22 protein-coding genes, 2 pseudogenes and 1 riboswitch are annotated in these 24,643 nt (G+C 38.7%); of the genes and pseudogenes, 15 read left to right on the plus strand and 9 right to left on the minus strand.

Annotation, left to right across the window (positions count from 1 at the left end):
* Nucleotides 1-5: 5 nt before the first annotated feature.
* Entirely contained in the window at nt 6-728 is a 723-nt protein-coding gene (locus NDM98_RS01900) for a metallophosphoesterase family protein (RefSeq protein ID WP_251604014.1), read from the minus strand.
* Nucleotides 729-876: 148 nt separating this feature from the next.
* Between NDM98_RS01900 and NDM98_RS01905 the strand changes: the two genes are divergently transcribed.
* The 4 genes from NDM98_RS01905 to NDM98_RS01920 are packed head-to-tail and all read left to right on the plus strand — an operon-like array spanning nt 877 to nt 4,172.
* Nucleotides 877-2,010, plus strand: a complete 1,134-nt coding sequence (locus NDM98_RS01905; protein WP_251604017.1) for a conserved virulence factor C family protein — start codon at nt 877-879, stop codon at nt 2,008-2,010.
* Nucleotides 2,010-2,234: a hypothetical protein gene (locus tag NDM98_RS01910; RefSeq protein WP_251604020.1), complete on the plus strand. Its 225-nt coding sequence runs from the start codon at nt 2,010-2,012 to the stop codon at nt 2,232-2,234. The genes NDM98_RS01905 and NDM98_RS01910 overlap by 1 nt, the downstream gene beginning before the upstream one ends.
* Nucleotides 2,234-2,710 (plus strand): PH domain-containing protein, encoded by a 477-nt coding sequence (locus tag NDM98_RS01915; protein ID WP_251604023.1) that lies wholly within the window; start codon nt 2,234-2,236, stop codon nt 2,708-2,710. The genes NDM98_RS01910 and NDM98_RS01915 overlap by 1 nt, the downstream gene beginning before the upstream one ends.
* Entirely contained in the window at nt 2,703-4,172 is a 1,470-nt protein-coding gene (locus NDM98_RS01920; RefSeq protein WP_251604026.1) for a PH domain-containing protein, read from the plus strand. Before NDM98_RS01915 ends, NDM98_RS01920 begins: the two co-directional genes overlap by 8 nt.
* Nucleotides 4,173-4,194: 22 nt before the next feature.
* Here NDM98_RS01920 and NDM98_RS01925 read toward each other — a convergent pair whose 3' ends face one another.
* From NDM98_RS01925 to NDM98_RS24510, 4 genes are all read right to left on the minus strand, one after another.
* Nucleotides 4,195-5,193: a DUF2777 family protein gene (locus NDM98_RS01925; RefSeq protein ID WP_251604029.1), complete on the minus strand. Its 999-nt coding sequence runs from the start codon at nt 5,191-5,193 to the stop codon at nt 4,195-4,197.
* 148 nt (nt 5,194-5,341) lie between these two features.
* Nucleotides 5,342-6,256: a hypothetical protein gene (locus tag NDM98_RS01930; protein ID WP_251604031.1), complete on the minus strand. Its 915-nt coding sequence runs from the start codon at nt 6,254-6,256 to the stop codon at nt 5,342-5,344.
* 37 nt (nt 6,257-6,293) lie between these two features.
* Nucleotides 6,294-7,136, minus strand: coding sequence for a toxic anion resistance protein (locus NDM98_RS01935; RefSeq protein ID WP_373370386.1), 843 nt, complete (start codon nt 7,134-7,136; stop codon nt 6,294-6,296).
* On the minus strand, nt 7,102-7,308 hold the full coding sequence (locus NDM98_RS24510; RefSeq protein WP_373370346.1) for a hypothetical protein: 207 nt from the start codon (nt 7,306-7,308) through the stop codon (nt 7,102-7,104). Before NDM98_RS24510 ends, NDM98_RS01935 begins: the two co-directional genes overlap by 35 nt.
* Nucleotides 7,309-7,889: 581 nt before the next feature.
* Between NDM98_RS24510 and gltB the strand changes: the two are divergent.
* The 6 genes and pseudogenes from gltB (at nt 7,890) to NDM98_RS01965 (ending at nt 16,527) form a co-directional block, all read left to right on the plus strand.
* Nucleotides 7,890-12,487: pseudogene (gene gltB, locus NDM98_RS01940) on the plus strand (glutamate synthase large subunit).
* A 73-nt stretch (nt 12,488-12,560) separates the two neighbouring features.
* Nucleotides 12,561-14,048, plus strand: a complete 1,488-nt coding sequence (locus tag NDM98_RS01945) for a glutamate synthase subunit beta (RefSeq protein WP_251604034.1) — start codon at nt 12,561-12,563, stop codon at nt 14,046-14,048.
* Between the two features lie 46 nt (nt 14,049-14,094).
* On the plus strand, nt 14,095-14,733 hold the full coding sequence (locus NDM98_RS01950; protein ID WP_251604037.1) for a YpjP family protein: 639 nt from the start codon (nt 14,095-14,097) through the stop codon (nt 14,731-14,733).
* Between the two features lie 152 nt (nt 14,734-14,885).
* Nucleotides 14,886-15,155, plus strand: a complete 270-nt coding sequence (locus NDM98_RS01955; protein ID WP_251604040.1) for a hypothetical protein — start codon at nt 14,886-14,888, stop codon at nt 15,153-15,155.
* A 39-nt stretch (nt 15,156-15,194) separates the two neighbouring features.
* On the plus strand, nt 15,195-15,569 hold the full coding sequence (gene kapB, locus NDM98_RS01960) for a kinase-associated lipoprotein KapB (protein WP_251604043.1): 375 nt from the start codon (nt 15,195-15,197) through the stop codon (nt 15,567-15,569).
* A 37-nt stretch (nt 15,570-15,606) separates the two neighbouring features.
* Nucleotides 15,607-16,527 (plus strand): DMT family transporter, encoded by a 921-nt coding sequence (locus tag NDM98_RS01965; RefSeq protein WP_251604045.1) that lies wholly within the window; start codon nt 15,607-15,609, stop codon nt 16,525-16,527.
* Nucleotides 16,528-16,576: 49 nt separating this feature from the next.
* Here NDM98_RS01965 and dapA read toward each other — a convergent pair.
* Nucleotides 16,577-17,469, minus strand: a pseudogene (gene dapA / locus NDM98_RS01970) (4-hydroxy-tetrahydrodipicolinate synthase).
* A 117-nt stretch (nt 17,470-17,586) separates the two neighbouring features.
* Nucleotides 17,587-17,766, minus strand: a riboswitch (Lysine riboswitch).
* 71 nt (nt 17,767-17,837) lie between these two features.
* Complete coding sequence (locus tag NDM98_RS01975) at nt 17,838-18,020, minus strand: aspartyl-phosphate phosphatase Spo0E family protein (RefSeq protein WP_251608877.1); 183 nt, start codon at nt 18,018-18,020, stop codon at nt 17,838-17,840.
* 198 nt (nt 18,021-18,218) lie between these two features.
* Here NDM98_RS01975 and NDM98_RS01980 point away from each other — a divergent pair, with 198 nt between their 5' ends.
* From NDM98_RS01980 to NDM98_RS02000, 5 genes are all read left to right on the plus strand, one after another.
* Entirely contained in the window at nt 18,219-19,100 is an 882-nt protein-coding gene (locus NDM98_RS01980; protein WP_251604048.1) for an HAD family hydrolase, read from the plus strand.
* Between the two features lie 1,142 nt (nt 19,101-20,242).
* On the plus strand, nt 20,243-20,401 hold the full coding sequence (locus tag NDM98_RS01985; RefSeq protein WP_251604051.1) for a hypothetical protein: 159 nt from the start codon (nt 20,243-20,245) through the stop codon (nt 20,399-20,401).
* A 218-nt stretch (nt 20,402-20,619) separates the two neighbouring features.
* On the plus strand, nt 20,620-21,204 hold the full coding sequence (locus tag NDM98_RS01990) for a ThuA domain-containing protein (RefSeq protein WP_251604054.1): 585 nt from the start codon (nt 20,620-20,622) through the stop codon (nt 21,202-21,204).
* 49 nt (nt 21,205-21,253) lie between these two features.
* Nucleotides 21,254-22,393 (plus strand): Gfo/Idh/MocA family protein, encoded by a 1,140-nt coding sequence (locus NDM98_RS01995; RefSeq protein ID WP_251608879.1) that lies wholly within the window; start codon nt 21,254-21,256, stop codon nt 22,391-22,393.
* A 46-nt stretch (nt 22,394-22,439) separates the two neighbouring features.
* The gene (locus tag NDM98_RS02000; protein ID WP_251604057.1) at nt 22,440-23,408 is read left to right on the plus strand and encodes an aldose 1-epimerase; all 969 of its coding nucleotides are present in this window, start codon (nt 22,440-22,442) and stop codon (nt 23,406-23,408) included.
* 25 nt (nt 23,409-23,433) lie between these two features.
* Here the strand turns inward: NDM98_RS02000 and NDM98_RS23745 are convergent, their stop codons facing one another.
* Both NDM98_RS23745 and NDM98_RS23750 read right to left on the minus strand, forming a co-directional pair.
* Entirely contained in the window at nt 23,434-24,087 is a 654-nt protein-coding gene (locus NDM98_RS23745) for an ROK family protein (RefSeq protein ID WP_307728595.1), read from the minus strand.
* On the minus strand, nt 24,059-24,601 hold the full coding sequence (locus NDM98_RS23750) for an ROK family protein (protein ID WP_307728596.1): 543 nt from the start codon (nt 24,599-24,601) through the stop codon (nt 24,059-24,061). Before NDM98_RS23750 ends, NDM98_RS23745 begins: the two co-directional genes overlap by 29 nt.
* Nucleotides 24,602-24,643 lie beyond the last annotated feature (42 nt).

The following is a 24,643-nucleotide window of genomic DNA, read 5'->3' on the forward strand; positions in this document are numbered from 1 at the left end:
AGCTTTTATGGACGAACGCCATAAAAAATGACCGTACCAAGTTGTTTTAGGTTTGGATAACCACTTTGGCGATACAACTCTACTACATGTTCTCTGTTATAAGGAACACGATTTAAATGAAAGCGGTGCCGACCTTCTTCGACATCAATAACTAGGTAAGAGGCGAGTGGGTGCCCGTCAAATGGCAGTCCAACACTACCTGTATTAATGACACTTTTTCCGTGAAGTGAACGTACATAAGGGATATGTGTGTGGCCGTATACATAGATATCGGCTTCATCTTTTTGCATAATGACATTTTCAATGGCTTCAGAGTCATCGACATTCACGATATCATATAAGCTATCAGGTGTAGCGTGGAAGGCGTGAATGATGGAATCCAATTCATCGAGTACAAATTCTTTTGGAAGTTGCTTCAAATATTCTAGATCCTCTTCGGATAACCTTTGCAAGGTCCAATTGCGTTCTTCGTTTAAAATCGTCAAAGCTTCTTCAGGGAAATCTCCCTCCCTAAAACCATCTGTAAGCCACTCGTCTGCATTTCCTTTAATTACTTCAACAGACTCAAGACCTTGGATTAACTCAAGCACTCTTTTAGGTTCAGGGCCTCTAAAACATAGGTCACCTAATATGTAAATCTTATCAATTTCCTGCTGGTTCAGTTCGTTTAGTACGGCTTCTAGTGCAGTAGCGTTTCCATGAATATCTGATAAAAAAGCGAGTTTCATATCTCTATTACCTCCTTTTAAGTATAGTGTAACAGAGAATCATAAAAAAAGCGTGTTCAAACCTATCACCTCAAGTGGGTACAATTGTTTATCAACCCAAACTTGTGTTAAAATCGGGCTATGCAACGTCGAGAAGGAGGAGATAGCATTGAAAATTATCTCAATTGAACCAACACCAAGTCCAAATACTATGAAGTTAATTTTAAGCGAACATCTAAAGGGTGGTTCCCAAAATACATATCACGTATCTAATTATGAAGGTGCACCAACTTTTATCCACTCTTTATTTGAGATAGAAGGAGTAAAGTCGGTTTATCATGTAGCAGACTTTTTAGCGATCGATCGCCATCCGAAAGCAGACTGGAAAGTGATTCTCCCTCAGGTCCGGGAGGTATTTGGGGAAGATGCCGAAGCAGTAAAAGATGAACAATCATCACTTGATGGATTTGGCGAAGTAACCGTTCAGCTTCAACTATTTAAACAAATTCCTATGCAAATAAAGTTAACAGATGGAGAACAAGAAAAAAGGCAAGGTCTGCCTGAACGATTTGCACTTGCGGTCGCAGATGCGCAGCAACCGGATGATAATGTAGTAATGGAAAGAAAGTGGCAGGACCACGGTATTCGTTACGGAGAGCTAGAGAGTATTGCACAAGAAATAGCAGAAGAAATCTCGGCTACCTATACACAACGTCGTTTGGATGCCCTTGTGAAGCAAGCAACATCTCCTGAAGAAACGGTATCTAATGCATTCCTTGATCGATATACAGTCACACTTGAAATGCTAGATGCAGAGGACTGGCGTGAGCGTTATGCAGCGCTTGATCAGATGGATCCAAAACCATCAGATCTACCAGTTTTAGAAAAAGCATTAGAAGATGAAAAAGCATCTATCCGCAGATTAGCTGTTGTTTATATCGGAATGCTTGAGGAATCGGATATTTTGCCTTACCTATATAAAGCACTTGAGGACCCTTCCATTACCGTAAGACGAACAGCAGGAGACTGTGTGTCTGATCTTGGAGATCCTGCTGCTATTCCAGCAATGATTAAATCGCTTCAAGACAAAAGTAAATTGGTTCGATGGAGAGCTGCAATGTTCCTATACGAAGAAGGAGACGAATCAGCACTAGAAGCATTAAAAGTATCTGAATCAGATCCTGAATTCGAAGTAGCTTTGCAAGCTAAAATGGCCTTAGAGCGTATTGCTGGTGGAGAAGAAGCCAAGGGTTCTGTGTGGAAACAAATGACAGAAGCTCGTAACCAACAGGAGGAATCTTAATGTCAGTCGAAGAAGAACTACTTAGTGAGTTTGAAGAAAAACAGATGAAAGATTTAATTGAAATGATGGAAGATGCAAAATCGGGTCATCTTAAAGAAGTCGAATTGGTCGAATCGATTGGTTTGTTATATGATCAAACATTAAATCAAAAACTTCTTACTTGGTTAAAAGAGCAAGGTGTAGAGCTTATTTATGTAACAGATGATGAAGAGGTAAATGAATAATGAGAGAAGAGCCGACACAGCGACTCTCCAAAAAATCAATTACGATATGGCGAATTCAGCGTAGTTTGGAGGGACTAATGCTGCTAATTTTGCCAATTGCATATGCGGTTTCTTTGAATTACTTTGACTGGCCAATCTGGATCCTTTTTGTTTTAATAGGCATTTTACTTTTATATATAGTAGCATTAATCCTCGTTTGGCCACCGATTCAATGGAGGCGTTTTCGGTACCAAGTGCTTGAACAAGAAATTGACATTGTGCAAGGGGTTTTAATTGTTCGTCGTACATTGGTACCCATGACTAGGATTCAACATGTAGAAACAGAGCAAGGCCCAATTCTTAGAAGGTATAAAATGGCTTCTGTTGAAATTCAAACAGCAGCAACCACGCATCGTATTCCAGTTCTTCCTATTGAAGAAGCGGATGAGTTACGAGATCAGATCGCCAGACTTGCGGCGGTGGCACTTGATGAATAATTTGAAGCGACTGCACCCGTCAGACATGCTTATATCACTTGTTTCAGCAATTAAAAGCTCTATCCTTCCTATTATCGCAACACTTGTTATTGGAGCAGGGAATGATAACTCGTATTTTAGTTATTTATGGATTTTGATTTTAGTGTTTGCGGTAGTCAGTTCTGTTCTAACATGGTTTACCTTCTACTATCGTTTGCAAGAAGGTGAACTATTTATTCAAAAAGGGATATTTGTAAAGAAAAAACGCTATATACAGCGCCAACGTGTACAGAGTATTGATATTACAGCTGGTGTTGTCCAACGGATATTCGGTATGGTGCGAATTGATATTGAGACAGCAGGTGGTAATTCAGAAGCAGAAGCGCGCTTAACGGCTGTTACAAAAGCAGAAGCCGAGGCCATTCGTAAGGAATTATTAGGCAGAGCTACTGGGGGAGAACAGGAGCAATCAGAGCTTGATTTAGAAGAATCTGATTCAAGTGACATTCCAACAGAACAAGGACCTGAATTCACCTGGAAACTTGGCACAGAAAGACTGGTCGCCATGGCTCTTACTTCAAGTGGAGTGGGACTTATTTTTTCTGCAGTTGGTGCATTGTTCGGTCAATCTTTTCAATTTATCCCAGATGAATGGTTTGACAATTCGTTTGGCTTTGTCACACGCCTAGGCATTTCTTCTGTTTTGACGATTATAGGACTGGTTTTCCTTGGATTACTTCTTTCGTGGGCGATTTCGAGTGTGATTTCCATCATTAAATATGGAGGATTTCAAATCGAACACTATGGTAGTGAGCTAGTTATTTCAAGGGGATTACTTGAGAGAAGGCAGTTAACTCTTCAGTTAAATCGCATTACAAGTGTACGACTTGTTCGTAATTTGCTACGCCAACCTCTAGGTTTTGTCTCCGTTTATGTAGAGAGTGCAGGAGGCGGCTCAAAGGATGAGCAAGCTTCAACGCTGTTAATCCCATTGGTTAAGCAATCAGATTTAGAATCAGTACTAACTGACATCCTTCCAAATTATTCATTTACTAGGCATTATCAGCCGTTACCATCACATGCATTATGGCGACTTCTCATTCGTTATATAAGCATACCAACGATTCTAACAGGCGTAGCTGTTTATTTCTTTTATCCGCTAGGTCTGCTTGGAGTCCTTGTGATTATGGCTAGCGCATGTCTTGCTTGGCTCACATATAAGTCCGGTGGATCTGGTGCGTATGAAGATTATGTGTGGATTCGATATCGTACATTCAGTTTAATAGAAGTTGTTGCACCTAAATGGAAAGTACAGTCAGCAGAAAAGCAAGTCTCTATTCTACAAGCTTGGCAAGGATTGGCAACCTATAAGATTACAGTGCAATCGAGTTTGTCAGGTAAATCATTCCAACTTCGTGATTTAACCGAGGATCATGCTGACCAAATGTTAGATTGGTACTCCTATACAGCAAAAAAAGGATAAGCATAAGCTCATCCTTTTTTTGTTATTTTGAAAAGGCGTTAGAATAAAACACAACAGAACGTTCGCCTTTATCGGTTGTAAATTCAAAGCGATCATAAATTTGATCTTCTTTATCCTTGTATAATGTTCGATCAAAGTGATGTTGAACTAATACATACATGTCAGGAGTAGTAAACGTTAAAAAGCTAACTCCTTTAAATACATCTGTTTGTTGGTTACCTAACAATTGATTTAAGAGAGAATTGTGGCAATGAGTTAATTCATCATCAGATAAACCAAATGCAGCCAAACTATTTTGGAATGCACTTAGAGCAGTTGGCTCAAGTTCATTTTTCCAAATGAAGTATGGATTAAATTGTTGCTCATCCATATAAAAGACATCGCCTTCTTTTGCAGTGAAACGCTGTCCTTCATGGCTAACAAAAATCCCATTTGCTTCATATTTCCCTCTATACCAAGAAGAATGGTGATTCCAAGTGAATTCAAATGTTGAACCTGTTAGTGGCAAAATTTCGCCATGGTCATTGATAAAATAAAAGGAAGAATCATTTGCTTGTAAAGTATATTTCGCCATCGATTCCGTTGGTTTTTCAACCGGTTTTTGTGGCCGATCAGGTCGTTGCTTAACCTGTTTAAGCTTATTCATATACTGTTCTAGAGTCTGCAACAATTCCGCTTGCCCTTCAGGTTGCTTTTTAAGTTGCTGATATTTTTTACGAAGTCCCGTTGCAATGGATTGTGCAAAAGATTCAATTTGAACGGTAGAAGCAGCCGCTTCAATCTTTTGACCTTGAACAACCGTCAGCTGTGACTCTTTATATTTCATTTTGTTGACATTAATTTGTCCTTTGCTAAACATACTTTGAGGAAGAACTAATACCGACGTAATTTTCACTTTGCCTTTCCATGGTCGTTTTGGTTCCGTGATTACTTCAAGCAATTCACCCAAGTAACGACCTTCCGAACCTTCGTCAACAATGACTTTTTTACCGATTGTTTTGTGTGCCTGTACTCGATCCATGGCGACCCTCACCTTTTCAACACGTTAATAACGTACTTTAATACATTCTGATTATAGTCTATTATGCCAATTGCTTAGTGAAATCGCAAGAGAGAAGCCTAAAAAAACACGATTCAGCCTGAAAGGTTAAATCGTGCTGGGATATACCTTAATCTGTAGGATTCCCATAACGTTTCGATTGAAGACGAATAAGGTGGTTCATATGTTCTAAGCGTACCTCTTCAAGGTATTGTGTATACGTGATAAGTGTGAGCTCCATCTTTGACAATGAGACAAAAACATTTTCCTTTTGTTCAAGTTGATGTTTAAGAGAGAGGCTTAAAAACATGTTCAAAAGCTTCGGAATATCCTCGCGTAACATTCTTCTGACGGTATGTCGTTGCTCAAAGTCAAGGAAATGGAAATCCTCTTGTAATTTTTGAGTATGTTGTATGATACGAATTAGCCGGTTTTCAATCAGTGCATCAATCGAAAATTGTTTAACCGTCTCCACGTAACGTTTTCCTTCCTCAACTAACAATCGTATATCATCCGTGTACGAGGCACTCAGTTGTTTTTCTTGATTTGAGAGCAGTTCAAGAGAGGATTTAACTTGCTTCCCACCGTGAACATAAGCTTGATCTAGTCTGAATAGCTGGTAAAATACACCTCTAAATTTTGGGGAATCCCGTAAGCTGCGAACGTGTGAGCGGCCATCCTTTAAAAAGTGAATTTTGGCCTCTTTAACAGCCGCAACACCGTTCTCTGCCTTTATATATTTCCTGTGACAGGTAATAGTAATTCTTTTGTGTACAGGGGAACTTGAGTATTTAGAGTCGATAATCTGCAATTTGATGAATTTGTATTGAATGCGCAGTTTAATGGTCCACTCTTTTTGTTTGCGTCGCAAATTGCGCTTTTGATTGCGTCCATCTGCCTTATCAACCAGCTTAGAAAGAAAACGTTCTGTATCAGCAATTAATCGAGACGTTGTATCATCGCTTAGCAGGTGTGCGTCAATTGTTTTTTTATATGAAGGTGTAAAAAAACGCATGAACGCAGAGTCTTGAATAGATTTAAGCATCACGTATTCCTCCTTATGCAAGTGCGATGAACGTCTTTTACTTGCCGATCAGTTTAGTTTTCATTTCTTTATTTAGCTCATCCATTTCAATGATAAATTGTTTACCACTTGTGACAATCCGCTCATTTGATTGTTCAGTTAACTCGATTGCATCAAATACATCCTGGTACGCTTTACGGAATGCTTCAAGTGCAATAGCGGGTTCCTCTAATGTCTTAAGAGTTTGCTCTGTATTTTGTTTTAACAGCGCAGCATTTGAGAGGAGCATCGATTCAGTTGCCTCATTCACATTACGAACGGCTTTAATGACTTTTTGTTGATTATTAAGCGCTAATTGGATAGAAGCGGTAACCGTAATGATATTTTTAGTCATAGTAATTGCATTAAATATCGCTTCTTCAAGCTTTTCGTTATTTTCAATAATAAGATCAACTGAAGCAAGGGATTCCTGGAGTACCATAACCGCTTGAGACATATTTTTAACTCTAGTTGTAATTTTAAGCTGACCCTTTTTTAATTCATTCGGGTTATCCTTCCACTGTTCGGAAGTCATTTCTTGTTCGAGTAACTCATGTAACTCAGTACCATGTTGAATCTGAATATTGAGCTTTTCAATTCGCTCCCGCGCAACACCTTTTAGTTGAATAAGCATTACATTATCTTCTTCTAACTTATCTTTTCCTGTAAGAAGACCTTCAATGATATGGTCTACCTGAGACTCAACGGTTTGATATTTCTTTGCATATTGCTCAACAGGATTACGGCGTAGTACTTTATCAAACCATTTTTTTAGTTGACCATCTTTTAAGTAATCTGGTTCAAGCATTGATACCATTTCACGGAGCTCATGCAGCTTGGTTAGGCAAAGCATTTGAGTCATCACCCATCATTTCTCTTACAGGTCGCTTAAGAGCTTCAAGTGATTCACCAGCTTCTCGTTGCTCTTCTTCTCCTAATGATTGTAGTGATTGAAGCAAGCTATCAAGATCCTCATCCTGCTTATATTTTTTCAGAGCTTCGCTTGGTATAGACGTAGATTGATTCTCACTCATATATAAATCCTCCTATAATAAGATGGCTAAAAGTTTTATCTATTGGTTGTATATACGATTATTGTAGAAAAATGTTTCAACATATTTGATCGACTTACTATTATTATGAAGCAATAGCCGTTGCTTTACAATCATTCTGCAGACGGAGAACATGATTACATGTTATTTAAGGGAAATGACTACACGAAACAGAATATATTTGATAAAATGTTCTCTAACCCTATAGATGGAGTAGAAATTTGTAAGTTGATGAGCAAAAAGATGCTTGTAGAAAGTGAATGATTTTTATATAATATCGATAATCGTTCGTGAATGTACACATGTCTACTCTACATGAACAAAAAAAGAAACTGAATGAACATGCGTTTCGGTATATAATTATGCATAATTTTATTTCGGTTTTTTGTATAGTATGTCATTGTTTGATGATGTGAAGACGTGCTTTTAATACGGATGGTGAGAATCATCATACTAATGTAAGTTTGCCGAAATGTCAGAAAAATGATAGGATACATGTATATTAACTCGAAGTTTAGTGGGGAGAGTTGATGACATAACTTTTTGGAGAGAGGTGGGTGCCTATGCGGAATGCAGGATATCCGAAGAAACAAGGGCTATATGACCCGCAATTTGAACATGATAATTGTGGAACTGGCTTTTTGGCGCACATGAAAGGAAAGAAGTCTCATCAGATCATTGAAGATGCACTTCATGTGTTACGTAATCTTGAACACCGTGGAGGGCAAGGTGATGAAGTGAATACTGGCGATGGAGCAGGTATTTTACTTCAAATTCCACATCGTTTTTTTGCTAGTATCAGTGATTCGATGGACATGCAGCTTCCGAGTGAGGGTGATTATGGCGTAGGGATGTTATTCTTGCCTCAAGATAAAAAGAAGAGAGGTACGTGTATTACCCGCGTCAATCAACTAGCTGAAGAAGAATCTCTTGAAGTACTTGGCTTGGAGAAAAGTTCCTACTAATTATAAGATGCTTGGTAATGCTGCAAGACTTTCAATGCCTGAAATTCAACAGGTTTTCATAAAAAAACCTGACTCTGTAAAAACGGAACTTGAGTTTGAGCGTAAGCTTTATATACTCAGAAGACGCGCTGAAAATGAATTGACCTCATTAGTTTTGGAGGATGAGTCTTTTTATTTCGCAAGTCTCTCAAGTAGAACAATAGTCTATAAAGGAATGCTAACAACTGAACAAGTTGGTCAGTTTTACCTTGATATAGAGAATTCATTGTTTGAATCGGCGATTGCACTTGTGCATTCTCGTTTTAGTACAAATACATTTCCTAGCTTGGGAACGTGCGCATCCTAATAGATACATGATTCATAACGGAGAAATAAATACTGTGCGTGGAAATGTGAATTGGATGCATGCACGTGAAGCTAAATTTGCTTCGTCTTTATATGGTGATTCGTTTGATCAATTGAAGCCAATCATTGATAAAGAGGGCAGCGATTCATCCATGTTTGATAATGCATTAGAATTTTTGTCGTTATCGGGTCGAACGCTTGCTCACTCTGCGATGATGATGATACCTGAACCATGGCAAAATAATTCAGAAATGAGTGCTAAGAAAAAAGCATTTTACCAATTCCATAGTACGTTAATGGAACCTTGGGATGGACCAACTTCAATCGTCTTCACAGATGGTCGCCAAATCGGAGCGTGCCTTGACCGAAACGGCTTGCGCCCATCTCGTTATTATGTAACAAAGGATGATTATATTATTCTATCTTCTGAAGTTGGTGTAGTGGATATAAAACCCGAGAATGTTCTATACAAAGAACGTTTGCACCCAGGACAATTACTATTAGTTGATATAGAATTAGGTAGAATTATTCCTGATGAAGAAATTAAAGAACAAATAATAAATGAACATCCTTACGAAGACTGGATTAGTGAGCAATATATTCAATTAGAGGATATGCTTGAATCTTCTGAGGTTCAACAAACTGATTTTGACAAGGCTAAAGCTAGACAGCAAGCATTTGGTTATACCTATGAAGAGTTATCAAAGGTTATTCTGCCAATGGCAAGGGATGCGGTTGATCCAGTCAGTTCGATGGGATATGACTCACCTTTAGCTGTACTTTCAAAAAAGCCGCAACTTTTATACAGCTATTTTAAGCAGCTGTTTGCCCAAGTAACAAATCCACCAATCGATGCGATTCGTGAAGAGATTGTAACGGCAATTGGAACAACTATTGGTGCAGAGGGTAACTTAATTGAACCTACTGCTTCAAGTGCACGTCATATTCATCTTCCTATGCCGATTATTAATAATGAAGAATTGGCGAAATTGCGTGATAATAAATTAGATGGATTTAAAGCAACGGTTCTTCCTATCCTTTTTGAAGCAACGAATAAGCCTGGTGAATTGGAAGCGGCGATGCAGAATTTGTTTGATCGAGCAGATGAAGCCATCCAAGCAGGACATACATTATTAATCTTAAGTGATAGAGATATGAACGAAACACAAGCTGCTATTCCAGCTCTTTTAGCTGTAGCTGGTTTGCATCATGAGTTAATTCGTAAAGGCACTCGTACGGATGTTAGCATCTTACTTGAGTCAGGTGAACCACGTGAAGTTCATCATCACGCTGTTTTACTTGGTTATGGGGCAGAAGCGATTAATCCTTATTTAGTGTTTGATTCCATTGATGAGATGATTCAAGATGGACTAATGGAATCAGTTTCTTATATAGAAGCAGTAAACCGTTACATTAAAACAGGTTCAAAAGCGGTTATGAAGGTCCTTTCAAAAATGGGGATTTCTACAATTCAAAGTTATCGTGGAGCACAAATCTTTGAAGCCGTTGGAATATCAAATGAAGTGATTGATAAGTATTTTACTTGGACGACTTCTAGAATTGGTGGAGTTACACTTGATTTGATTGCTGAAGAAGTGGTGGTTCGACATAACCGAGCATATTCAACTGCTGAAGGTAATGATGAAACACTTGAGCCAGGTGACGATCTGCAGTGGAGAAGAAATGGGGAACCACATCAATATAATCCTCATTCTATTCATATGCTACAAAATGCCTGTCGAAATAATAAATACGACCTTTTTAAAACGTACTCGTCTTCTATTAATGAGCAGACGGAACAGCAAACGACATTGCGTGGCTTATTCACATTTAAAAAATCTGATCAACCAATTCCGGTGCATGCGGTTGAACCAGTTGAAGACATTGTTAAACGATTCCGTACAGGAGCGATGTCATTTGGTTCGATTTCAGCTGAGGCACATGAAACACTCGCCATTGCGATGAACCGTTTAGGCGGCAAAAGTAATACGGGTGAAGGTGGAGAAGATCCGGATCGTTTTACACCAGATGAAAATGGTGACTTACGTAGAAGTTCTATCAAACAAGTTGCTTCTGGTAGATTTGGTGTAACTAGCCATTACCTTGTGAATGCTGATGAAATTCAAATTAAAGTTGCGCAAGGGGCGAAACCTGGTGAGGGTGGTCAACTTCCGGGGAACAAAGTCTATCCATGGGTAGCAGAAGTACGTGGTTCAACACCTGGTGTAGGCTTAATCTCACCACCGCCACATCATGATATCTATTCCATTGAGGATTTAGCTGAATTAATTCATGACCTGAAGAATGCTAATCCTAAAGCAAAAGTTAGTGTGAAATTAGTTGCAGGAACCGGTGTTGGAACAATTGCAGCTGGTGTAGCTAAAGGTCGAGCTGATGGTATTATTATCAGTGGTTATGATGGCGGTACTGGTGCAGCAGCTAGAACAAGCTTAAAGCATACAGGTTTACCATGGGAGATGGGTCTTGCAGAAACTCATCAGACATTGGTTTTAAATAATTTACGAGATCGTGTAACCATTGAAACTGATGGAAAACTCATGACAGGGAAAGATGTTGTGGTTGCAGCGCTTTTAGGAGCAGAAGAATATGCATTTTCAACGGCACCATTAGTTGTCTTGGGCTGTATTGTTATGCGTGTTTGTCATCTAGATACCTGCCCTGTTGGAATTGCTACCCAAAACCCTGAATTACGAAAAAAATACATGGGTCAGCCTGAACACGTTGAAACATTTATGCGATTTATTGCAGAAGAAATGCGTGAAATCATGGCCGATCTTGGCATAACGAAGCTTGATGATTTGATTGGACGTGCTGATTTACTGAAGGTACGTGATGGCATTGAGAACAAAAAAGTTCAACAGCTTGATCTATCTACTCTTCTGTATCAACCAGATCCTGCAAATCATAAGAAAAACTATAAAACAAAAGAGCAAGATCATCAGCTAGAGCTATCTTTAGACATGCGTGAATTACTTGAACCAAGTCTACCTGCTATTAATGATGGAAAACAGGTTCATATTTCCGCAAATGTGAAAAACGTTGATCGTGTAGTAGGAACGATTATCGGTAGCAAAATCACAGAGAAGTACGGCAAAAAAGGACTACCTGAAGATACGATTCAGATTGACCTTAAGGGTTCAGCAGGACAAAGTATGGGTGCGTTTTTGCCGGTTGGTGTGAGCATTTCACTAGAAGGAGATGCCAATGATTACACTGGAAAAGGACTATCTGGTGGTAAACTGGCAATTTTCCCTCCTAAAGAAAGCACGTATGTTGCAGAAAATAGCATTATAATAGGGAACACTTCTTTTTATGGTGCAACCTCAGGTGAAGCATACATTCGTGGTATTGCTGGAGAACGTTTTGCCGTGAGAAATTCAGGTGCAAAGGTAGTCGTTGAAGGAGTAGGAGACCACGGACTTGAATATATGACCGGTGGAATTGTTGTTAATATCGGTACATTTGGTCGTAACTTTGCTGCTGGTATGTCTGGTGGAGTTGCGTATGTATTTGATGAGAAGGGTTTATTCCACAACCGTTGTAATCAAGAAATGGTTCTACTAGAAGAAGTCATTGAATCTGCTGATCAAAATGAATTAAAACAGCTACTGGAAGAACATCTTCGTTTAACTGGTAGTACTCAGGCAAAACGTATCCTTGATCATTGGGAAGAATATTTATCACTGTTTGTAAAAGTGATACCTAAGGATTATAAACGTATGCTTGCAGCTATTGACCGAGTCAAGCAAGATGGAGTTCCGGAAAACGAAGCGATTATGGTTGCATTTGAAGAGAACAAAAGCGATAAGTCCAGAGTAGGTGGAAAATAAGCAATGGGACGCTTAATGCGTCCCGTTTTGTTAAATAAAATGTGATACTTAATGGGATTTGGAGTTGAGAGCGATGGGGAAGCCAACTGGTTTCATAGAGTACAAGAGAGAGAATCCTACAAAAAAAGATCCTTTTCAACGGACTAAAAACTGGAAAGAGTTTACGATCTTAACACCTGATCCGGTTCTTCGTGAACAGGCATCTAGATGTATGGATTGTGGTATTCCTTTTTGTCAGGCAGGAACGTCAATGGTTGGTTCTGGCGAGATTGGCTGTCCGGTATACAATTTGATACCAGAATGGAACGATTTGGTTTACCGTGGGAAGTGGAGAGAAGCATTAGATCGCCTTCACAAAACAAACAATTTTCCGGAATTCACTGGTAGAGTTTGTCCTGCTCCTTGTGAGGGTTCCTGTACTGTGGCAATTAGCGATGATGCTGTAACAATAAAAAATATTGAATACAGCATTATTGAAAAAGGGTTTCAAGAGGGATGGATTATCCCTGAACCACCTGCAAAACGAACAGGTAAACGTGTAGCAGTAGTTGGATCAGGTCCTGCTGGACTTGCAGCTGCAGCTCAATTAAACAAAGCAGGTCACTTAGTGACGGTGTTTGAACGTGAAGATCGTATTGGTGGATTGCTTACGTATGGCATCCCAGATGTAAAACTTGCTAACCATATCGTAGAACGTCGTATTGATATTTTGCGAAAAGAGGGCATTGAGTTTAAGACCAATGTTGAAATTGGCAAAGATATTACAACAAAAGAAATGGAAAAACAATATGATGCAACCATACTATGTACTGGAGCAACTAAACCGAGAAATGTAGGTTTAGAGGGACGTAATCTAAAAGGTATTGAGTTTGCAATGGACTTTTTAACTAGTAATACAAAAAGTTTATTAGACTCTAATCTTGAAGATGGAAACTATATTTCTGCAAAAGACAAACATGTTATTGTTATAGGTGGTGGAGATACAGGGGCAGATTGTATTACAACTTCTGTACGCCATGGCGCAAAATCCATTACACAGTTTGATATAAATAAAATGAAGTCTGAATTGCGAACAGATGATAATCAATGGCCAATGTTCCCGATTATTCACCAGAGTGAAGATGCACACAAAGAAGCAAAAGCAGTCTATGGTGAGGATCCACGTGCGTATCAAGTTAATACAACAAAGTTCACAGGTGATGAAAATGGTCATGTGAATACATTACACACTATCTCTGTTAACACAACAATCGATGAAAATGGTGTGAAGACACGTCATCCAATCGAAGGAACAGAAAAAGAATGGAAAGCAGATTTAATCTTGCTAGCTGTTGGTTTTACTGGACCAGAAGAAGAGATCATTCAATCTATGAAACTTAAAACAACAAAAAGATCTAACATAGATGCTGAATATGGTCGTTATGAAACAAGTAAAAAAGGTGTATTTGCAGCAGGAGACAACAGACGTGGACAAAGTTTAGTTGTTTGGGCAATACATGAAGGAAGAGAAGCTGCAAGGGAATGCGATCGTTACTTAATGGGTGCTTCCAACCTTCCATAACAACAATGTAGACAAGCGAAACCATTTATAGGAAGGGGGAGATTGTGTGCTGGGTTGGTTTAAGCAATTTTTTCTTGTGACGTCTGCATTAATGACTCTAGGACTCTCGGATTATGAAGAATCTTCTCATGCACTTTCTCCTTTCTCATCCGAGAAGAGTAATAATGAACCACAGGATGTCAAATCAATTGTCTATAAAATTAGTGAACAGGATTATGAGTTATTTCATGCGGTTCTTCCTTCACAGGTGCAGCAATACATCCACCGTGATGAAGAAAATGCGCGGTTACTAGCTAAACAATTTGTACAACGGGCAAAAGAGCAAAGCTATCTTAAGTTCGGGTCGTCTATTGAAGATCGAATTAGCCCTATTTTTGAGGGGACCGTATTAGATTCTTTAGAGGAAGCGATTACGCAAAGTGTAAATAACCTTTCAGTCGAAGAACAGCAACAGCTTCAGGTGACAAATCATCCTTCTTCAGGTCGTGGTGAAAAAATACTTCATGTTTTTTCTCAAAAAACAGGTGAAGATATCATCCGTTTCCATGTTCGAAGAGATCAACCACCTAAACAAGGTCATTGGTTTAATTTTCATTACCATATTGCCTCTGATAATTATGAACATCATTACCCCTTAGCGACAATTTATTGGGGCAAAGATGTTCCTCCTTTATGGAAGGCATAAACCGAAAACGGAGAACAGGTCTTTGCTTCTTCTGTCAAGTTGACAAAGAGTAAGGATCTGTTTTTTTCTGTTCAAGGATTAGTCAAAAAAAACTCTGTTTTTTTCCTATCCATTTGGTACGATAAGAAGAGACACTTATGGAGGGATTTTATATGGAAGTAAAGGCAACAAATGAAGACAAACAACTTAAACGACAAAAACCATTATGGTTAAAATGGCTTATTCGCCTCGTGTTAGGTTATGTTTTGCTTCTAGCTATTATTTTATCTGTTACAATCATTATTTTACTTGGAACATTTATATTAGTGATCATTGATACATTTTCGGATACATCTGGTTTAAGCGAATTTACCGAAACTAACTTAGTGCCACTAACAAATGCGCTTTGGAATCTATTTACGTGGTTAATACCAGGTTTGTAGTTGTATCTATCAACAACAAATGTCTCAAGGGAGGAATACATGTTGGGTTTAGAACAAGCTCATTATAAAACAGGCAAATATGTATGTGAACGAGTAGAAACAGATGAAGCAAATCGAAAGGCCCTTGTGAAAATTCGTGCTGTATTAAAGCATCCAACTCAAGGTGATCTACATAATCCGAAAAAAACAGATGTACCGTTGTTTCATGAGCGAAAGGCATTAGCTGAATTCGAAAAAACATGGGTACCATTATCCACGTTACGTCCATTTGAAGGTGAATGTCCAACTTATCAGGATTCACTCCGAGCAACATGGAGTGAGCAATTTGAGCAGCTTGAACAAGATGGTTCAGAGTGGGCTAAAAAGAGTCAAGAGGCATTGTTAGAATTACGAAACGAGTATCGCTTTAACTAAAAAGCGGCTCGTTTTTTTAAGTGAGGCGGACAAGATCGTGAAAAATCAACAAGGAACAACTGTGCATTATCTAATCGTCATGGTTGCTACGCTTCTTTGGGGAGTAAATATTGTATCTTTAAAAGTATTAGTAAGCTCTTTTGCACCAGTAACGATGACAGCTTTTCGTATTTTTACAGCTGGTTTAGTATTAACGTTCGGATTACTTTTGTGGAAACAAGGTAAAAAGATGTCAAAGTCTGAATGGATATATGTAAGTCTAGGAGGAGTGTTAGGTGTATTTGCTCACCATCTTTTTTTAGCGATAGGTTTAACAACCATTAATGCGTCTACAGCTGTTCTGTTGCTTGGTTTAGTACCTGTAGCGACAGCGTTATATAGTGTTCTTTTCTTAAAAGAAAGGTTCACTACTTGGAAAATAGTCGGAATGGGACTAGCTTTTATCGGAGTCCTTTTTGTACAAGGAGGTATTACTCAAATAGGGAAAGGCTCAATCTTCCTTTTGATTGCTGTTTTAGTCCAGGCTTTAAGTTTTTTATTTATTAGAAAAGCCTCTGAGACTATGCAGGCATTACAAGTAACAACGATTTCACTGCTTTTTGGTGCGATGCTGCTCTTTCTGTTTAGCTTATATATTGAGCCACAAGGTATACGTACGATGATGTCAGGAAATTTGACTATTTATAGTATTTTTCTTTTTTCGGCGATTGCATCTACAGCAGCAGGTCAATTTCTTTTTAATCTTTCTATTAGTCGAATTGGACCTAGTAAAAGTGCGTTGTTCCTCAATTTTGTCCCATTTTTTGGAGTTCTCAGTTCTGCCTTGCTCCTTAATGAAATGATAAGATGGTATCAATGGTGTGGATTTGTTTTTATTGTGTTAGGTGTTTTATTTGGAACTGGTTATGTTGAGAGAAGCATTATAAAATCAGTGAAACGAACAAAGAAAATGGCATAAAAAACAGCCACTGCTTCATATAGAAGTAGTGGCTGTTTGAGTGAATGACTTAACTGACAAACGTCGCACTCCAGATTGGTTCAAGAGTTGTACGTAAAGTTTGTTCCTGCTCTGTTGTTAGAGGTAGGAGAGGTAGTCGAACGGAACCAGCACGGATATGATACATTTCAAGTGCGGCTTTTACCGGCACAGGGTTCGGTGCAGCAAACAATGCTTTCATGCCTGGCAGAAGTTGACGATGCATTCTGGCTGCCGCTTGAACGTTTCCTTTCTCAAAAGAAAGGGCCATCTGTTGCATTTCGTTTCCAAAAATGTGAGAGGCCACAGATACAACACCTGCTCCACCAATAGCAAGCACCGGAAGCGTTAGACTGTCATCGCCACTGTACACGGTGAATCAGCAGGAGCTTGATCAATCAATAACGCCATCGCATCTAAATCTTCACTTGCTTCCTTCATAGAGACGATATTAGGTAGTTCTGCTAAACGTAACGTTGTTTCTACTTCAATGGTAACCGCTGAGCGTCCTGGAACATTATATAGCATTATCGGTAAGTTGGTTGAATCAGCAATAGCTTTAAAATGCTGATAAAGCCCTTCTTGACTAGGTCTATTATAATATGGGGCAACTAGCATCACAGCGTCGACACCTATGTTAGCTGCTTTAGCTGTAAGTTCAATCGATGCTTGAGTATTGTTTGAACCGGTACCCGCAATGACTGGTATCCGTCCATTTACAGCTGCTACAGCCGTCTTGAACACAAGCAGTTTTTCATCTGTTGTTAACGTTGGAGATTCGCCTGTAGTTCCACCAACAACTATCGCATCAGATCCGTTCTCAATTAGATGTTCGATCAAACGCTCGGTCGCCTCTACGTCTACTTGTGCAAACTCATTAAACGGTGTAATCATAGCTGTTATTACTTTTCCAAAATTCATCATAATCACCCTCGATTCTGTTTTTTATTGACTATATAAGTGGGCAGAATCTAAAAGATCACAAAAAAACAACAATGACAGGGACTCATTGCTGCATGGTGATACGTAAACCCATACCAATGTTTCGATAGCCCCCCATATAGTCTCTGACTATATGACAGTCCTGCACCTCTTAAATGCAGACCCAGCACTTGACCATGAGTAGTCGTATGCTTCGGCAAAATCCCCTTTCATCCTGTTTCAACAGAGCCCATTCTCCTCTACAAGTTTACTGATGGTTTTTGCACCTCTACCCTCACTTCAACGATTGAAGTAAAGATTTATTATATTACGTTCACCATACCAAATAGGTGACCTGAATGCAAATACTTTTATCGTATTGTTGAGATCACTGAAGAAGATACATTGTGCTGAATGTCATTTAAAAGCTCATCAAGCTCTTGACTACAGCGAATTGTACGTTCTGATGTCATCCCGTATTTTTGTGCTAAAAGAAACATTTGCATTCGTTTCTTTTCAATTTCATTATATTTCAATATACTCACCTCAATCATTACATAATAATATTGAACTAACATTCATTTTTCATCTCAAAATAAGTATACCCAATTTTCCCAACTGTGAAAGGGATTCTACGAAGACTGTCATAAGTCGCTAGAAAAAGTTGATTTTCGACACTGAGAAACATTCATTATTTGAACAAATGTTGTAAGAACGATAAGATAGAGGGAGAGAGAACAAGGAGGAAAATCATGATTCGATTAATTGCAACAGATATGGATGGAACACTTTTAAACGAATATCAAAAGGTATCATATGAAAATATTCAAGCGATCAAGGACGCGCAGAATAATGGTATAGAGGTTATTGTTGCTACTGGGAGAAGCAAACAAGAAGCTCTAGTTCCGTTAAATGAAGCAGGCTTAAAGTGCCCAATTATAAGCATAAATGGGGCGGAAACTTGGGATGTCGAGGGCAATGTGCAAGCCATTAAGCCAATCGATTTGCAAGCCACAAAAAAGGCTATGCAGCTATTACGGGATCATCATATTTATTTTGAGTTGTATTTAGGGTCAGGTTCATATAGTGACAGCAAGGAACACGCATTAGATGTTATCGTGAAATTAATGCAGACGACAGGTGCAGTAAGTACACAAAAAGAGATGAAAAGGCTCGCTGATTATCGAATTTCAAATGGTTCGATTACGTTTGTCGATCAATACGAGTCATTACTCGACAATGAAGAAGATCCTGTATTAAAATTACTCGCATTTTCAACAAACCTTGTCATTCTTGATCAAGTTGAAGAATTATTGGGAAAACAATCGGATCTAGCAGTTACAGCATCAGCAAGAGGCAACTTGGAGATTAATTCAATTGATGCACAAAAAGGGTTAGCAGTCCAAGAGTATGCCAAAAATACAGGAGTTCCACTAGATGATGTAATGGGACTAGGTGATAATTTAAATGATTTATCGATGATGAAATTGGTTGGCTATCCAGTAGCAATGGGTAATGCAGCATATGAAGTCAAACAAATCTGTCGGTATGAGACAAGCACAAATGATTTAAATGGAGTAGCAGAAGCCATTTATACACATACAAATCTGGCTAGACCTGAATCGAAAGTATGATGGTTAATGACAAATCGAAAAGCAAAAATAAAAACGATCCTGATAGTGGGATCGTTTTTATTTTTGCTTTTATGATAAAAATCAGCGTGAAGTGGGATCTTAATCAGCCGCTCCGCTAGTTGGAAGTGCCGAAATATAGCTGTCTTCGTGGTACAAAGACCAAGAAATATGTACCAAGGCCGACTCCAGCGGGACTAAAGGGCAAGGTTGAAAGGATTTGGCAAAGCCAAATTAGGCGGCGCCCTCCCTGCGAGACGTGCCCCCCATCCTTGGAGCGATAAGCCTGCAGATCACCCGTGATTTTACTTTGTTCAAATACCATACAGCCTATTTTTCATCAATCTGTTTTGTTATGTAACACAATAAATAGTTGTTGACTATTATAGTACAGAGTATTATACTATCTTTAAACATCAGTACTAAATCTTTTATCAGATAAGGAGGCAGCACAGATGAGATATGTGAGTAAAGAAAATGACCAACAAGAGGATCATGAGTCTCCGAGCATTTTAGAACAAATAAATGATTACTATCGCTGAGTGCAGACTCAGCTTTTTTTTGTTTAACAATCTGCTTATACGGGTACATATTCTTGAAGGCAGAAGGATACATAAAATGAACCTTGATTATTTTGTATTAATGATGTATGATAAAGAGTAACGGTTTGAAATCTTCCACAACGTTAGGCGTCTACATTCAGCTTGGCGCGGTCTTCGGAGCCGCAAGGATGAAAGAGAGGCAGGGCTTTCATTGTTTGGGAGAAGAAACTGGATCCTAATTACATGGCTTAACATATTGCTTTCTGTACTCATGCAGAAGAATATAAGTCATCTTTAACAACTGCGGGAAAGAATAACCCACTTTTAGAAGCAGAATGATCAATTTAGCGTATTGGTCTCATTTGAGATAAACGTATAATTAGTAGTAGATTCGGTTTTTTATTGAAGAGAGAAACACTATAATCACATTCTTCAACGCACTGATTAAAAAGAAGAATTCAAATCTGCCCGGCCATACATTGCAGCCGGGCCTCTTTATGTCTAAATTAAAAATTTCACGTACCGTAATGAATAAGATTAGGTTTACATTTAAACAAAAAAGGTAACTACATAACATAAACCAATATAGGGAGAAGGGATACTATGGCATCAGAACATACACCAAGCTTAAATGAGTTGAAAGAAAAAATTAATGTGATGAAACGAGACCAACGAGAATACAAAGCCGAAGCATTTATTGAGATTTATGATCAATATATTGCGAGACTAGAACAAGAGCTTGATCAATTACGGTCTAAATAGAGTATAAAAAGACTGTTCGCAAATTTGTGAACAGTCTTTTTTAAGATAATTGCTAAATGTAAGAGTTTGACGTAGGATAGAATAAATAGTGTAAACGCTATCATATAATAGAAGTGAGAATTATAGAGAGGTGGTTTTTATGAAAAAAGCATTGATTTTTCAAGGGGGATGGCAAGGACACGAGCCAAGCTGAAGTTGCTGAGATTTTAAGAGGAATATTGGAAGAAGAATCTTTTGAGGTAACGGTTACGGACACATTAGAAACTTTAGAGAATACAGACCTGCACCAATTTGATTTAATTGTCCCAAACTGGACACAGGATACAATAAAACAAGAACAATTAAAGCCATTAATTAAAGCTGTGGAAGATGGAACAGGACTAGCTGGATTACATGGAGGGATGGGAGATTCATTTCGTCAGGAAACCGACTATCAATTTATGGTAGGAGGGCAGTGGGTTTCACACCCTGGTAATGATGGGGTGAAGTATACAGTACGTATACATGATTCTAAACACCCATTAACAAAGGGCTTAGAAGATTTTGAAGTGGTAAGTGAGCAATATTATCTTCACGTTGACCCTGTTGTAACAGTACATGCCTCAACCGATTTTCCGCTTACAGATGGTCCTCACTCAGCAAATGGTCCGGTTCAGATGCCTGTTGTATGGTCTAAAAAGTGGGGAAAGGGAAATGTTTATTATTGTTCTTTAGGTCATGTAGCTGAGATTGTCAGGATGCCAGAAGTGATTAGTTTAATGCGTAATGGTATGATTTGGGCAGCAAGGTCTGAAAATAAATAAAGGGAGTGTGATCATAGTGGGTCAGGTGAAAACGGAGATTAGAATAGGTATGATTGGTTATCAGTTTATGGGAAAAGCCCATAGCCATGCATATCGTGATATTCCATTTTTCTTTTCTACAAAAGCTAAACCAATTCTGAAAGCACTCTGTGGTAGAAACAAAGAAGCGGTGGAGGAAGCGGCTGAAACAATGGGTTGGGAATCGGTCGAAACAGACTGGCGAGAGCTTATTAAGAGAGATGACATCGATGTGATTGATATTGTTACTCCTAATCATACACATGCTGAAATCGCTATTGCAGCAGCAAAGGCTGGGAAACATATCATAACTGAAAAACCACTTGCCTTAACAGTTGAAGAAGCAAAAGAAATGAAAGAAGCAGTAGAACAGCATCAAGTGATCCATATGATTTGTCATAACTATCGTTTTGTTCCGGCTATTCAATATACAAAACAATTAATTGATCAAGGTCGACTAGGTAAGATTTTTCATTTTAGAGCAAATTATCTTCAGGATTTTATTATAGATCCGAATTTTCCGTTGATCTGGCGCTTGAAGAAAGAAGTGTCTGGTTCGGGGTCACTGGGTGACATCGGGGCACATAGTATTGATTTAGCCCGCTTTTTAGTTGGAGAAATGGATGAAGTTGTTGCAATGACCGAAACGTTTATTAAAGAGCGACCATTGGGGGAAATGTCAGGTGGTTTAAAAGCTGAGGCAAACAGTCAGGAGCTAGGAGAGGTAACCGTTGATGATGCAGTAGCTTTTATGGTGCGTTTTGATTCCGGAACCTTTGGAACTTTCGAAGCTACTCGTTTTGCAACAGGCAACCGAAATCGGAACACATTTGAGATTAATGGAGAAAAAGGATCCGTTCGTTGGGATATGGAGAATATGAACCATTTAGATGTGTATTTTACGGATGATGAAAAAGGAACTCAAGGATTCAGGAGAGTCCTGTGTACAGAGGAAGAGCACCCGTATGCAGAAGCATATTGGCCAGCAGGACACATCATTGGTTATGAACATACATTTATTCATTTACTCTATGAATTCTGTGAGTCTATTATAAATAAAAAGCAAGCAAAACCAGATTTCCATGATGGCTATCAAAATCAATTAATATTAGATGCTATTCAAAAATCTGCCACACATAAAAGATGGGAAAAAATCCCGAAAGCTGACTAAAGAAGATCAACTACGGTCTTCTACATAAAAGTAAAGGTGTGTTTACATGACTGCATATGTAAAAGAATCTGATTATCTTGGCGTTAAAGCTATTCAAGCAGGAACTGCTGAGTTAGACATTATTATCGTACCAGAGTGGGGATCAAATCTAATATCTATCACAACAAAAAATCCTCAAGTTGAGATCCTAAGAAAACCGGAAACGATTGAAGAATATGAACAGGCTCCCGTTCAATTTGGTGTGCCTATTCTGTTCCCACCAAACCGAATCAGTGATGGGCAATTTGAGTTTCAAGAACAGACCTATACATTTGATATAACAGAACCAGATAAACATAACCATATTCATGGGTTCGTATTTTCAAAACCGTGGAAACTCACGCATATGGAGGCGAATGGAAATCAAGCAAAAATTGTTACAACCATCCATTCTGCAGATCATCCTGATATTCTTAGACAATTCCCACATCCGTTTCGTATTGAAATGATATATTTGTTGGAGGGAACTATCTTAAAAAAGCAAGCCGTAATTACAAATCTAAGTGAAAAAGAGTTTCCATGGGGACTTGGCTATCATACAACTTTTACTTTTCCAGAGAAAACAAGTCGGTTCTCGCTTGCGGCAGATGAGCAGTGGGAACTGAATGAACGGTTGCTTCCGACTGAAAACATTATAAAGACCGAGTATACAGAGATTAAAACAGGAATAAATCTTGAAAAAGTAGAGCTTGATGACGCTTTTTTGGCTAAAGAACATCGGTTGGAAGCCAATCAAGCGGTACTAGATTTAGAAAATGGACGCATTCAAGTTCGATATAAGGCTGATGAATCGTTTAAGCATTGGGTTGTGTACAACGCAGATGGTAAACAAGGCTATGTTTGTCCAGAGCCATACACATGGATTACTAATGCACCAAAACTTTCTTTGCCAAAAGAGATTACAGGAATGCAGACTTTAGCGGCGCAGAAGTCGATTACAGTTAAAACAGAAATCGAAGTGATCATACAACCTTAATCGAAAATAAACCGCACAGTATCTCTTATATTGTGCGGTTTATTTTATGGTGCTGGTGATCATCAATAAACTGTTCGATAGAAAATGCTGTGGCACCAAGTACGGTTGAATCGGTAACAAGCTCCGAAAATACAATCTCAGTATGCAATTGCTCAGCAAACATTCGCTTTTCAACGGTTGCAATTAATTCTTGATAAAGGTAGTTATGTGCAAGTGCAAGCCGATTTCCAATAATGATTTGGTTTGGGCTGAACGTATGAATTAATGAAACAATACCTGCTCCGAGATAACGAGCAACATTCTCAAACTGCTGAACCGCCTGCTGATCTCCAGTTTTAGCTAGTTTTAATAATTCCTCAAGTGTTCTACTGGAATTGCTATGAGTAAGTAGGGCTTGCTCTGAAGCATATAACTCCCAACAACCTAAATTGCCGCAACGGCATGTGGGGCCATTCATCTCCATGGTCATATGTCCAACTTCTCCAGCATGTCCATGCATTCCTTTAAACAGGTTTCCATCTAATATAAGACCGGCGCCAATTCCAATGCCGACACTTAAATAAAGAATATTTTTTTGGTGTTCAGATGTATTATACGTTTGCTCACCAAGCACTCCGAAATTTGCTTCATTATCAATCCATACGGGAACGTCAAATGTCTCCATTAATTGTTGGTTCATTTGAACATGTTTCCAAGCCTAAGTTTGGGGCATGCAGAATGGTTCCATCAGTTGAGACGATAGCCGGTACACCAATTCCAATGCCTATTAAACCATAATAGGAGGTAGGGGACTTCTCACGTAATTGATGAACCATTCTAATGATTGTTTTTATGGTTTGCTCAGGTGGCATATTTTCGTGATCTTCTTGAAATTTTAAAAGGATATTCCCTTTTAAATCTGTTAAAACAGCAAGTAAATAATTTACGCCTAAATCAATTCCGATCGAAAAACCAACGCGTTCATTAAAATGCAATAAAACTGGTTTTCTACCACCGCTTGATTCACCAGGTCCAATCTCTAGCAAAAGTTCTTCGCTCAACAACTCGGCAACTAATGTCGAAACGGTCCCTTTATTTAAACCGGTTGCTTGGGCAATGTCTGCTCTTGATATCGGTTCCTGCTGTCTTACCATTTGTAAAACAAGCTGTTTGTTTTCCTTTTTAACAATAGTCTGATTAAGCGGCATAGTCATGGGAAGCTCCTCTGAAAAAAGATTCATTTTACTTAGTTTATT

The sequence above is a fragment of the Alkalicoccobacillus plakortidis genome, assembly GCF_023703085.1.
GTDB lineage: Bacteria > Bacillota > Bacilli > Bacillales > Bacillaceae_D > Alkalicoccobacillus > Alkalicoccobacillus plakortidis.